The 13532-nt window shown below is 66.6% G+C and carries 4 protein-coding genes; 3 read left to right on the top strand and 1 reads right to left on the bottom strand.

Features of this window, described 5'->3' with window-relative positions:
- Position 1: 1 nt before the first annotated feature.
- Complete coding sequence (locus LK542_RS01450; protein ID WP_227810530.1) at positions 2-4189, bottom strand: YhdP family protein; 4188 nt, start codon at positions 4187-4189, stop codon at positions 2-4.
- 163 nt (positions 4190-4352) lie between these two features.
- Between LK542_RS01450 and glnE the strand changes: the two genes are divergently transcribed.
- From glnE to LK542_RS01435, 3 genes are all read left to right on the top strand, one after another.
- Positions 4353-7103: a bifunctional [glutamate--ammonia ligase]-adenylyl-L-tyrosine phosphorylase/[glutamate--ammonia-ligase] adenylyltransferase gene (gene glnE, locus LK542_RS01445; RefSeq protein ID WP_227810529.1), complete on the top strand. Its 2751-nt coding sequence runs from the start codon at positions 4353-4355 to the stop codon at positions 7101-7103.
- Between the two features lie 306 nt (positions 7104-7409).
- Entirely contained in the window at positions 7410-10307 is a 2898-nt protein-coding gene (locus LK542_RS01440) for a TonB-dependent receptor domain-containing protein (RefSeq protein WP_227800219.1), read from the top strand.
- A 320-nt stretch (positions 10308-10627) separates the two neighbouring features.
- On the top strand, positions 10628-13489 hold the full coding sequence (locus tag LK542_RS01435) for a TonB-dependent siderophore receptor (RefSeq protein WP_227810528.1): 2862 nt from the start codon (positions 10628-10630) through the stop codon (positions 13487-13489).
- The last annotated feature ends 43 nt before the right edge of the window (positions 13490-13532 follow it).

Below are 13532 nucleotides of genomic sequence, written 5' to 3'. Positions count from 1 at the left end.
GTCAGTCCTTTTTCGGGTTGGGCCGCGCGCTTGCGGGCGCCTTGGCCCTGGCCTCGGGCGGCGGCGGTGGCGGGTTGTCGATCTTGACGATGGTCGGCGACTTCCACGGTCCCGAGATCCGCATCTGGTAGGTCAGCGCCTTCATCACCGGCGCGCGCAGGAACAGCTGCGCCAGGTAGCTGCCAATGCCGATGATCGGATTCACCGCCAGGCCATACACCAGCGGCCCGGTACCGAGGTTGAATTCGGGGATCACCACCACGCGCAGGTTGGTGGTTTCGTTGGCGATGTCGGCAGTGCCGTCCATCAGGATGGTGGCCGCCACCCCATGCATCTTGAGGTTGTCGGTGCGCAGCACGCCGCGCTGGATCAGGGCGTTGGCGCTGATGCCGTCGAAGGCCAGGCCTTCCGAGAACACGTCGTGGAAGTCGAGTTTCAACAGGCGCGGCAGCGCCTGCAGGCTCAGTACGCCCAGCAGCTTGGCGGCGCCCGGGTCCTGCTTCAGGAACTGGCCGGACTCGACATTCATTTCGATCTGGCCCGACAGGCTCGGGATGTCCAGGTCATAGGGCAGCCCGCTCCAGGCGATGTCGCCCGACATCTTGCCCTTGCCGCGGCGCAGGGTCTCGGGGAAGCCGAGGCGGTCCAGCAGCTTGCCGGCGTCATCGATGTCGAGCACGAAGTTCAGGCTGGTGTTGCTGCGCCCGTCCTTGGTCAGCCAACGCCCGTTCGCCTTCAGCTGGCCGTCCGGATTGTCGAGGGTCAAGCGGTTGATGCGCCATTCGCGTCCCGCCAGCGCCTGCACGTTGTTCGCCTGCAGCTCGAGGCGCCCGAGGCGCTTGTCGGCCAGCTGGAACTGCTCGGCCACGATGTCGAGCGAGGGGATGGTGGCGCTGGCGCCGCGGTTCGATTCGAGCAGGCTCTTGACCTCGGCCTCGTCGGACTGCGGGATCACCAGCGACGCCAGGCGCGCCGTGACCTTGCCCATGCCTTGTCCGCTGCCGGACTCGATCCAGGTCACGTAGCCGCTTGCATGGCGCGAATGCAGGTTGGCCTGCCAGGTCTCTTTCAGGTGGGTCGCGCCCAGCACCACGTCGGCCAGGCGGCGCTCGCCGATGGTCAGTTCGCCCACGCGGCCGCCGATCAGGGTCGGCATCACGTACTGGGCGAAGCCCACGCCTGCCCCGGCGCCGGCGCCCTCGCCCTCTTCGCCCGCGATCGCCTTGCCCGCCGCGATCCAGGCGTCGGCGTTGAGGGCGCGCATGTTCACGTTGATCATCATGCCGCCGTCCGGTTCCGGCGCCGGCACATTGGCGCCGATCCCGCCGCGCAGCACGGTCCAGGGGCCGCGGCCCTGCTTTTCACGCAGGTAACGCGCCGCCAGATTCTCGCCCAGCGCCACCCGGATCTCGTCGCGCGCCACGCCGTTCACGGTCGGCTCGCCCGCCAGCACGAAGCGCAAGGGCAGCGCATCGGCCTGCGGCTTGTTGAGCGGCGCCGGCAGTTCCAGCCCGAGGCCGGCCAGGTTCGAGTCGAGTGTGACCGTGCGCCGTCCCTCGCGCACCAGCACGCTGCCGGTATAGGGCGTGCTGCCCGACAGGCGTTCGGCCAGGCGCCCCAGCGCCGGCGCCGGCGCGGTGCGGCGCATGCCGTCAGCCGACAGGGTGCCGCCCAGCCGGATTGCGATGCTGCCGTCTTTCTGGGTGCCGCCGGACAGGCCCAGAGGACCGCCCAGGAAACTGGCGCCGATGCCGTTCAGGGCCACGCCGCGCTCCCAGAAATCGATGCGGCCCTGCGCGCCTGCCAATTGCGGCAGTTCCGGGAACAGGCTGACATCGTTGCCCAGCAGTTGCAGGCTGCCCTGCACCTTGGTGTCGGGCAGGTGCGCCAGCGGCATGCGCAGCCTGAGGCCCAGGCGCGCGTTGCCGCCGGCCCGGGTTTCGTCGGTGAAGTGGCCGATCCATTCGGGCACCGGGCTGGACGCCACGTAGCGCAGGAATTCCTGCAGCGGCGCGGCGGCATTGCCGTCGATCTCCAGCATCATGAGCTCGTGCGCGCCCAGGTCGGGGATCACCGCCTTCACGTTCGACAGCGCCACGCCCAGCGTATTCAGGCGATCGCCACGGATCTCCATGCGGGCCCGGTCGAATTCGATGCGGCCCTGGATATTCTCGGCCAGGGGCCACAGCGGCGTGCCGTCCGGATGCCGGTGGCCAGGGGCGTATTCGAGACGCGCATTCTCGAGACGGCCGGCAACCTTGAATTCGCCGCGCGCGCGCTCGAGCATATTGTTGGCGCGGAATGGGAACTCGGCCAGGTCGCCGCGCAGGCGGAGGCTGGCGTCACGCAGGGTACCGCCCTGCAGCGCGCCGGTGAGCCAGTGGGCCAGGTGTTCGGGGGTGGCCAGCGGCAGGTAGCGCCCGATGCTGCCGATCGCGAAGCCGTCCAGCCTGCCTTCGAAATCGGCCGTGCCGGGGCCATGGCCCGGCTGCAGCGGCAAGGTATGGCGTCCTGACAGCGACGCGCTCAGGCTTCCCTGCGCGAGCTGCAGCTTCTCGACCTCGACCAGCAGTTGCCGGCCCGGATCGATGTTCCAGCGCGCCTTGAGGTCGAGGCGGTCGAGCGCCATGGCCGGCTCGGCGAACCAGGCCGGCATGTGCAGCACCAGGTCTTTCGAGTCGACCGTCACGCTGCCGCCGTTCTGGCTGGCGTCGATGCTGCCGCTCAGGTTCTGGAAGCCCGGCGTGGCCGGGCGCGCGGGCAGCGCCGGCTGGCCATCTCGGGCCGGCTGGGCCGGGCGCGCCGGCTGGGCGTTGAGGGCCAGGCCGGCGACGTCGCCGCGCAGGCGGAAGCCGCGCAGGGCCGGATAGCGGCCTTCCCACTCGGCGGCCACGTCGAGCAGGCGTCCACGCGGCGCATAGTCGAGCAGCATCTGGCGCTGCTGGGGCGGCAGCGGCAGGTAGCCGGCCAGCGCCGCCAGCGCACCGATATCGAGCTGGCGCGCGTTCAGCTCGCCCCGCTCGGGTTTGCCATTGCTTCCCGGCAACCAGCGCTGCTCCAGCGTGGCCGGCGGCAGCGCGCGGCCGTCACGCGTGGTCACCGAAAAATCGGTGAGGCTGACCGTGTGGCCGTGAGCGCCGAAGGTCGGCTTGCCCTCGTCCTTCCCGGGCAGCATCTCTTCGCTCGCGGCCAGGCGGCCCCGGACCCGGGCCAGCTGCAGCGGCGCCAGGGTGGCGCCGAGGCGGGCGTTGACGTCGGCCAAGGCCAGGTCGGCGGTGAAGCCGGCCACCCGCGCCTGGTCGAAGTTGAGCCAGGCGCGCACCGATCCGCGTCCGCTCGCCATCTGGAAAGGCAGGTCGACCTGCTGCTTCCAGGCCACCAGGTCGGCGTCGCGCAGGTCGGCGTACAGCTCGCCTTTCCAGCGCGCCAGGTCCGAGGGCCTGGCGCCGAAGCGGTGGCGAAAGCGCGCGCGCACGTCGAGCGGCTGGCCGAGCGCGCGCGGCGGGGTGGCGCGCAGGGCGAAGCGGTGGCCGCCGCCGAAGCGGTTGAGCAGGGCCATGGTGACGTCGGTGAGGACCAGGGTTGGACGGCCGCGCAGCTCGTCGGTCCAGGCGACCCGGCCTTCGCGGATCACGATCTCGCGCTGGCGCAGCAGCCAGTCGGCGCCGCGCCCGTCGTCCTTCTTGTTGGGGTCGAGGCGCACCCCGGCCACGCTGAGCACGCCGTCCGCGCCGCGCCGCACGTCCAGCTGCGGCCCGGTGAGCTCGAGCGCATGCAGGCGCGGCTCGAAGGCGGCCAGGCTCCACCAGGACAGCGCCGCCTCGACCCTTGGCAGGGCCAGCACCTGGCGCCCGCCGCGGTCGATCAGGCGTACCTCGCCCAGCGTCAATACTGGATGGATGCCCTGCCAGGACGTGGCCAGCTGGCCGATGGTGACGCGGTTGCCCAGCGCGCGTCCGGCGGCCGCTTCGATGTCGCTCTTATATAGATCGATGTTGGGCAGGATGGCGTAGCGCAGCAGCAGGAACAGCAGCGCCAGGCCGAAATACAAGAGCAGCACCAGCTTGATGGCAAAGCCGAGAAAATGGTACGAGGCCAGGTTCGCATAGCGATAGGCGGCACGGAGCCTGCGCCATCGCGCTGCCAGCGGCAGGTGGGTGTGGGCCGCCTGCGGTTCCTGGTTGTCCATCAAGGTGCTCAAAAGGCTCGCCGTAAATTGATTCTCTAATAACAGATCGCTTGCAAGGGTTGCGGCGTCTACCTTACCATCGTGCTCACCCCAGGCGGCACGGCGGGCAATTCTACCGCACGAATGCCTGCCGGACGGCAAAAACACGAGCCCTTACGACACCATGAACCCTGCTGCGCCGTCCTCCCCGCTTCCCGCCTCTCCCGCCGCGCGTTCGCGCTTCCTGCAGCGCTGGCTGGGGGCCGATCCCGCGCGCCAGTCCCAGCTCGACGAGCTGTCCGGATTATCGCTGGCCGACGTCGACCTTGGCGCTGCGTTGGCGCGCCAGCGCGACGCCGGCCAGTCCCAGCCGCTGCCCCTGCCGCGCGCCATGCGCCGCCTGCGCAACCTGCTGGTCTGCGCCATCATCCGGCGCGACCTCGAAGGCCAGGCCGGCCTGGACGAGGTGGTCACCGCCATGACCCGCTTTGCCGACTTCGCCATCCAGACCCACACCGCCGCCCTCGCCGAGGAACTGGTGGCGGCCCACGGCGTGCCGACGGGCGAGGAATCCGGCCGTCCGCAAGAGCTCATGGTGCTCTCCATGGGCAAGGGCGGCGGCGGCGAACTGAACGTCTCTTCCGACATCGACCTGATCTTCGTCTACCCCGAGGATGGCGAGACCGCCGCCGGCCCCGGGCAGCGCCAGCTGTCCAACCATGAATTCTTCGTTCGCCTCGGCCGCCGCCTGAACGCCGCCCTGTCGGAAGTCATCGAGGACGGCTTCACCTTCCGCGTGGACATGGCGCTGCGGCCGAACGGCAATTCCGGCCCGCTGGCGGCCAGCCTCGCCATGGTCGAGGAATACCTCATTGTGCAGGGCCGGGAATGGGAGCGTTATGCCTGGGTCAAGGCGCGCGCGGTCACCGGCACGGCTGAAGACATCGCGGCGCTCGACGCCATCGTGCGGCCCTTCGTGTTCCGGCGCTACCTCGACTTCGGGGTGATCGACGCGATCCGCAACATGCACGCCCAGATCCGCGCCGAGGTCAAGCGCCAGGAACGCCTGCATCCGGAACGCAGCCACAACGTCAAGCTGGGCCGCGGCGGCATCCGCGAGATCGAATTCCTGGCCCAGGTGTTCCAGCTGATCCGCGGCGGGCGCGACCCGGCCCTGCGCGAGCGCTCGACCCGGGCCACCCTGCGCCTGCTGGCCGAGCGCGAGCTGCTGACGCAGGACACGGTGGCGCGCCTGCTCGAGGCCTACACCTTCCTGCGCAACCTGGAACACCGGCTGCAATACCTGGACGACGCCCAGACCCACACCCTGCCCGCCAGCGAGGAAGACCGCCTGGCCGTGGCACAGATGATGAGGCTGCCGGATGTCGCCACCCTGCTGGACCGGCTGGAACAGCAGCGCAGCTTTGTCGCCGCCCAGTTCGACGCGATCTTTGCCGACAAGAGCGAAGGCACGGAAGCGGAAGGCGCCACCCTGGCCGACGACCCGGAGAACCGCGAAGCGATCGCCACCCGCCTGGCGGAGCTCGGCTACGACGACCCGCCTGGTGCGGCCGCGCGCCTGGTCGCCACCCTGCAGGGACCGCGCCTGGCCAGCCTGCCCGAGGCCAGCCGCGCCCGCCTGCTGGCGCTGAGCGACGCCGCCCTCGGCAGGATCGCCAGCGTGGTGCGCGAAGCCGGCATCGGCAGCCACGCCGCCACCCTCGGGCGCCTGCTCGACTTGTTCGAGGCGATCGCGCGCCGCTCGGCTTACCTGTCGCTGCTGACCGAATACCCGCACACGCTCGAGCGCGTGATCCGCATGATCAATGCCAGCGGCTGGGCAGCCACCTTCCTGACCCAGCACCCGATCCTGCTGGACGAGCTGCTGGACGACCGCAACGAAGGCGCGGCCGACGTCGACCAGCTGGCAAGCGAGCTGGACACCCAACTGGGCGAAGCGGCCGGCGACACCGAGCGCCAGCTCGACATCCTGCGCGAAGCCCACCACGCCCAGCTGTTCCGGCTGCTGGCGCTGGACCTGGCCGGCGAACTGTCGGTCGAGCGCCTGGCCGACCACCTGTCGCTGCTGGCCGACACCATCGTCGGCGCCACCATCCGCCATGCCTGGCGCACGGTCGCCAGCCGCCACCGCGAGGAACCGCGCTTCGCCGTCATCGCCTATGGCAAGCTGGGCGGCAAGGAACTCGGCTACGTGTCCGACCTCGACGTGATCTTCCTGTACGACGACGAAGACGAGATGGCGCCCTCCAATTACGCCAGGCTGGCGCAGCGCTTCATCACCTGGAACACGGCGCACACGGCGGCCGGCATCCTGTTCGACATCGACACCGCACTGCGCCCGGACGGCGCCAGCGGCATGCTGGTGTCCACGGTCGCCGCCTTCGAGCGCTACCAGAACGCCAGCGCCTGGATCTGGGAACACCAGGCCCTGACCCGGGCCCGCTTCTGCGCCGGCGACGCCGCCATCGGCGCGCGTTTCGAAGCGATCCGCGAACAGGTGCTGCGCAAGGACAGGAGCGGCCAGGAGCAGCAGCTCAAGAGTGAAGTCTGCGCGATGCGGCGCCGCATGCGCGAGGCCAACGTCAACCCCGGCAGCCTGTTCGACCTCAAGCAGGACGAGGGCGGGATGATCGACATCGAGTTCATCGTCCAGTACCTGGTGCTGCGCCATGCCGCCAGTTACCCGCAGTTGACGGCAAATGCCGGCAATATCGCGCTGCTGCGCCTGTGCGGCGAGCTCGGCCTGGTCGATGCCACCCTGGCCGCCGGCGCCGCCGACGCCTACCGCGTGATGCGGCGCCTACAGCACCAGGTGCGCCTGCAGGGCCAGGAAAAAGCCCGCGTCGATCCGCAACTGCTGGGCGAGCATCCGGACCGGGTGCGGCGCCTGTGGCAGGCCTGTTTCGGGGCCTGAACCGACCCATCTCGCATGCACCGGCCTGGTGCATGCGCCCTCTTCCCATGCGTTTTCTCCTATCGGCGCACATGTGTTGCGCATAGATTTTCTATTGACTTTCGAGTCAGAGATTTCCTCAACATAAGTGTTGTTTTTCGTACAGTTCTGGCCGGCTTATATATTGACGGGCATCAACACAGGATGGTTTGATACAGATCGTGTATGCACTACAGCATCGCCGCTACCCGTGGTGTGCCGGTCCGCACAAGTTGCAACTTTTGAAAACTTAGAACCGCGCCTCCCCGGGCGCAAGATGGAGAACACATGCAACAACGAACCAAGATCGCGCTGGCCGTCGCCATCGCCCTCCAGTCCATGATTTCCGTGGCGCAGGCTCAAGAGGCCATGCAACGCGTCGAAGTCACTGGCTCGCGCATTCGCCAAGTTGACCTGGAAACTGCGCAACCGGTCCAGGTGATGACCCAGGAGCAGATCCAGAAGACGGGCCTTGTCACGGTGGGCGACATCATTGCGAACATGTCCTCGGCAGGTTCGCCGGCATTCAGCAAGGGCGGCTCGCTGACCTCGAACCGCGAGAACGGCGGCCAGTACGCCAACCTGCGCAACCTCGGTACCCAGCGCCTGCTGGTGCTGGTCAACGGCAAGCGCTGGACCCAGACCGTGGCCGGCCTGACCGACATGTCGACCATTCCGTCGTCGATGATCGAGCGCCTGGAGATCCTGAAGGATGGCGCCTCGTCGATCTACGGTTCCGACGCTATCGCGGGCGTGATCAACATCATCCTGAAAAAATCGATGGAAGGTGGCCAGCTGAGCCTGTACACCGGCCAGAACGAATCTGTCGCCGACGGCAAGAACAAGGACTTTTCGCTGACCTACGGCGCCGGCAATGAAAAAGCCTCGCTGATGTTCGGCCTGTCGCACACCGAAGCGGGCGCCGTCTGGTCGCGCGACCGCGAGTTCACCAGCTATTCGCGCACCAGCGAATTCCCGCTCGAAGGCCTGGGTGGCGGTCCATGGGGCCGTATCCGCCAGGTCGCCGCCAACGGCGGTCCGACCGGCTTCGACCGTATCCTGAACCACACCGGCGACCAGCTCGGCGAAGGCCAGGGCCAGGATTCGCGCAACCCGAACAGCTACCACACCGTCCCGGCCGCCGGCCCGATCGCGGCCGACAACTTCAACACCACCCGCCAGATGGTGTTCGCAATGCCGTCGAAGCTGGACACCATCTTCACCAAGGGCGAGCTGCAACTGCCTTACGACATGCGTTTCGTGACCACCGCGATGTATGCGTCGCGCAAGGGCGTGTCGACCACCGCCGGCTACCCGCTGAACTCGCAGGCGCAGAGCAAGTACCCGGTCTACATCGACAAGGACAGCTACTACAATCCGTTCGGCAACCAGGTGGCCGGCGCCGGCCTGGGCCAGGACCTGTACTTCTACCGCCGCACCATCGAAGTGCCGCGCGTGACCGAGAACACCAACCGTACCCTGCACATCGACGCCACCCTGTCGGGCGACTTCGAACTGCGCTCGCTGCCGTGGAACTGGAGCGTGGGCTACAACCACAGCAAGGTTGATGGCAACACCATGGCCACCGGCAACATCAACCTGCTGAACCTGAAGAAGGCACTGGGCCCATCCTTCCGCAACGCAGCTGGCGTGATCCAGTGCGGTACCGCAGCCGCGCCGATCGCGCTGGCTGAATGCACCCCGTTCGACATCCTGGGCGGCCCGTCGGCCTCGACCCCGGCAGCGCTGAACTACATCATGTCGATCGGTGGCTACACCTACGGCAGCAAGGTCGACAGCGCTACCGCCGACCTCAGTGGCGAACTGTTCCAGCTGCCGGCCGGCGCCCTCGGCGTCGCAGCCGGTATCGAGCACCGTACCGTGGAAGGCTGGGACCTGCCGGGCGAATTCCAGCGTTCGGGCTTCTCGACCGACCTGGCCGGCAACCCGACCAGCGGCCGCTACACCGTGCGCGAGGCCTATGCCGAGCTGAACATCCCGATCCTGAAGAGCCTGCCCTTCATCGAATCGCTGTCGGCCAACCTGGCGACCCGTTATTCGGACTACAGCAACTTCGGCTCGACCAACAACAGCAAGGCCAGCCTGACCTACCGTCCGACCAAGGACCTGCTGTTCCGTGGCACCTGGGCAGAAGGCTTCCGCGCACCGACCGTGGGCGACTCCTTCGGCGGCGGCCAGCAGTCCTTCGACTCCTACCTCGACCCTTGCGACACCGTCTACGGCGACGCGGCGCGCAACACGACCGTCCTGGGCCGCTGCAACACCGGCTTCGGCGGCATCCGCGGCACCCCGGCAAGCTTCCGCCAGAAGACCCAGACCGGCGCCAACATCACCTCGAGCTCGAGCGTGCAGAGCGCGGTGCCGTTCAACGTCGGCGCCGGCAATGCCTTCCTGCAGCCGGAGACCGCGGTCACCCGTACCCTCGGCGCGGTGTTCAACCCGAGCTTCGTGCCGGGCTTCTCGGCAGCGGTCGACTGGTACAGCATCCAGATCGACAACCGCATCCTGAGCGTGAGCTCGAACACCATCCTGGACGAGTGCTACAACAAGGGCCAGACCAACTTCTGCGCACTGGTGTTCCGTGATGCGACCGGTTCCATCAACGATATCCGCCGCGGCAACGTGAACTTCGGCCAGATCAAGACCGAAGGCGTGGACGTCGAACTGCGCTACCGCCTGCCGCGCTTCTCGTGGGGCCAGGTCAACCTGCGCAGCGAGACCACCTACCTGGACGAGTACTCGACCAAGAGCGGCGCCACCGCGCAGTGGATCGACTACTCGGGTGACTACGACTTCCACCGCTGGAAGTCGAACTTCACCGCCGACTGGTCGCTGGGCAACCTCAGCGCTACCTGGGGCGTTCGCTACCTGAGCTCGGTCACCGACCAGTGCCTGAGCATCCCGAATCGCTGGCAGTGCAACGACCTGACCACGACCCGTCCGGGTGCGACCTCGGCTGGCGCGAACCGTCTGTCCTCGCTGGTGTTCCATGACATCAGCGTCGGCTACAAGCTGCCATGGAACGCGAACGTGCGCGCCGGCGTGAACAACGCCTTCGACAAGAAGCCACGCTTCACCGTTCTCGGCGCCGCATCGTCGACCTATGTCGATGCCGACCTGCCGATCGACCGCTTCATCTACGTGCGCTACAACCAGAACTTCTGATAGCTCACCGATAAGCATTCAGCGCAATTTAATTGCGCTGCAAGCCCGCCCGGCGCAAGCCCGGCGGGCTTTTTCTTTTGTTTCTGATATCTGCATTCGTCAATGGTTAAATTGTATCTGCTCAGTAAATACACAAAATTGCAACAATTGTGTATTTACTATGTTTGTTTAGTTTGACACGCCTATACAACGGATGCTCTTATTGCTGACTTGAAAGTAATTGAATAAAGACAATTGACTACTTTCAGATGGTCGTCACGACCCTTCCCGATGGCCTGCCACAAGCATGGCTGGCGTTTTCACCCAAGGAGTTTTGCAACATGATGGAAACAATCTTGTCCCGGTCGATCCGCGCGATTTGCCTGGGCGGCATGACCCTCAGCATGGGCGCAGCATTGGCCCAGGACGCAGCGCAGCCGCTGCAGCGCGTCGAAGTGACCGGTTCGCGTATCCGCCAGGTCGATCTGGAAACGGCCCAGCCGGTCCAGGTCATGACCTCGGAACAGATCCAGAAGACCGGTCTGATCACGGTCGGCGACGTCCTGAACCAGCTGTCCTCGGCCGGTTCGCCGGACTTCAGCAAGGGCGGTTCGCTGACCTCGAACCGTGAAAACGGCGGCCAGTACATCAACCTGCGCAACCTGGGCTCGAACCGCCTGCTGGTGCTGGTGGACGGCAAGCGCTGGACCCAGACCGTGGACGGCTACACCGACATGTCGACCGTGCCGGCCTCGATGATCGAACGCATCGAAGTGCTGAAGGACGGCGCGTCCTCGATCTACGGCTCGGACGCGATCGCGGGCGTGGTCAACATCATCCTGAAAAAACGCCTGGAAGGCGGCAACCTGAGCGTCTATCTCGGCCAGAACGAAAAATCCGACGGCAAGAGCAAGGACTTCTCGCTGAGCTTCGGTGCGAACGGCGAAAAGACCTCGCTGATGTTCGGCCTCTCGCACACCGAGCAGGGCGTGGTGTGGGCGAAAACCCGTCCGGTCACCGGCTTCCCGCGCGGTCCGAAATACCCGACCGAAGGCCTGGGCGTGGGCCCATGGGGCGAAATCCTCCCGCTCGACTTCTCCTTCGACAAGGTGCTGAACCACACCGGCGGCCCTCTGGGCGACGGCGTCGGCCAGGATTCGCGCAATCCGGCCAACTACCATGATTGGGACGGCGGCCCGCTGGACAACTTCAACAGCGCCTCGCAGATGATGTTCGCGATGCCGACCAAGCTCGACACGATCTTCACCAAGGGCACCGTCGAACTGCCGTACGGCATGCGCTTCCAGACGACGGCAATGTATTCGCAGCGCAAGTCGACCGCCCAAGTGGCCGGCTACCCGCTGAACAGCGAATCGCAGCCGGCCTTCCCGGTCTACATCGACAAGAACAGCTACTACAATCCGTACGGCAGCTCGGTGGTGGGCGCCGCCGCGGCCCAGGACCTGTACTTCTACCGCCGCACCATCGAAGTGCCGCGCGTGACCGAGAACCGCAACAACACCCTGCACGTCGACGCCACCCTGTCGGGCGACTTCGAATTCCGTTCGCTGCCATGGAACTGGGACGTCGGCTACAACCACAGCGCTGTCAAAGGCTCGCTGCTGGGCACCGGCAACGTCAACCTGCTGAACCTGAAGAAGGCCCTCGGCCCGTCCTTCCTGAACGCCTCGGGCGTGGTCCAGTGCGGCACCGCAGCGGCTCCGATCGCGCTGGCGGAATGCCTGCCGTGGAACATCATCGGCGGCCCATCGGCCTCGAACCCGGACATCATGCGCTACGTGATGGCAACCGGCCAGGCAAGCTATGGCAGCACCATCAACAGCGCCACCGCCAACATCGGCGGCGAGATCTATACCCTGCCGGCGGGCGCGATCGGCCTCGCGGGCGGCGTCGAGCACCGCGAAGTGAAGGGCTATGACCTGCCGGGCCAGTTCGAGCAGTCTGGCTATTCGACCGACCTGGCCGGCAACCCGACCCGCGGCCGCTACACCGTCAAGGAAGCCTACCTCGAGCTGAACGTCCCGCTGCTGAAGGGCGTGACCATGGCTGAACTGCTGAGCGTTAACCTGGCCACTCGCCATTCCGACTACAGCAACTTCGGCGTGACCAACAACAGCAAGGCCAGCTTCATGTGGAAGCCGATGAAGGACCTGCTGGTGCGCGGCACCTGGGCCGAGGGCTTCCGTGCTCCGGCCGTGGGCGACACCTTCGGCGGCGGCCAGCAGACCTTCGACACCTACGTCGATCCTTGCGATTCGCTGTACGGCGCGACCGGCGACGCGGCCGTAGCCGCACGCTGCGCGGCGGCAGGCGCCGGCGCGGGCTTCCGCCAGTTGGCCCAGACCGGACCGATCACCAGCGGCGCGGGTGACCAGAGCCCCTACCCGTTCGTGGCAGGCGCCGGCAACAGCGCCCTGACGCCGGAGACCGCGATCACCAAGACCGCCGGCTTCGTCTACAGCCCGTCCTACGTGCCGGGCCTGACCGTGGCACTGGACTGGTTCAACGTCAAGATCACCAACCAGATCACGGCGATCACGGCAACCGAAGTGGCGGAATACTGCTACGTCGACAACCTGGCTCCGTACTGCGCGGCCCTGAAGCGCGATCCGGCCACCGGCCAGATCATCTCGCTGAACCGCGGCAACGCCAACAAGGGCGCGCTGATGACCGAAGGTCTCGACCTGTCGATCAACTACCGCCTGCCGCGCACCCAGTACGGCCAGTTCGCGGTCCGTTCGGAAACCTCGTACGTCGACAAGCTGCGCGACCAGGCAACCACCGGCGCCGAATGGACCGACTACGCAGGCCAGTACTTCTACAACCGCGTCAAGTCGAACCTGTCGCTGGACTGGAGCCTGGGTAACTGGAACGCCACCTGGACCACCCGCTACTACAGCGGCGTGAAAGACCGTTGCTACAAGGTGAATGCCGAGGAATGCTCGAACATCGGCGGCGAAGCCAGCTGGGGCAAGAACTACAACAAGCTGGGCAGCACCTCGTACACCGACCTGAGCGTCGGCTACAAGACCAACTGGAACGGCCAGATCATGGTCGGCGTCAACAACCTGTTCGACAAGTCGCCGCGCCTGATCACCACCACCGCCGCCTCGTCGTCGCGCGTGGATGCGGATTACCCGATCGACCGCTTCTTCTACGTGCGCTACAACCAGTCGTTCTAAGCTTCAAGCCCTGCGGGGCTTGAGCAAAGGATGACTCCGGATG

The sequence above is a fragment of the Massilia sp. IC2-477 genome, from assembly GCF_020707265.1.
Lineage (GTDB): Bacteria > Pseudomonadota > Gammaproteobacteria > Burkholderiales > Burkholderiaceae_D > Telluria.
This window is presented reverse-complemented; position numbering and strand designations above follow the sequence as displayed.

Excerpts from the sequence above, each read along its gene's own strand:
- LK542_RS01450 (WP_227810530.1), bottom strand. The coding sequence starts at position 4,189 with ATGGACAACCAGGAACCGCAGGCGGCCCACACCCACCTGCCGCTGGCA.
- glnE (WP_227810529.1), top strand. The coding sequence starts at position 4,353 with ATGAACCCTGCTGCGCCGTCCTCCCCGCTTCCCGCCTCTCCCGCCGCG.
- LK542_RS01435 (WP_227810528.1), top strand. The coding sequence starts at position 10,628 with ATGATGGAAACAATCTTGTCCCGGTCGATCCGCGCGATTTGCCTGGGC.
- LK542_RS01440 (WP_227800219.1), top strand. The coding sequence starts at position 7,410 with ATGCAACAACGAACCAAGATCGCGCTGGCCGTCGCCATCGCCCTCCAG.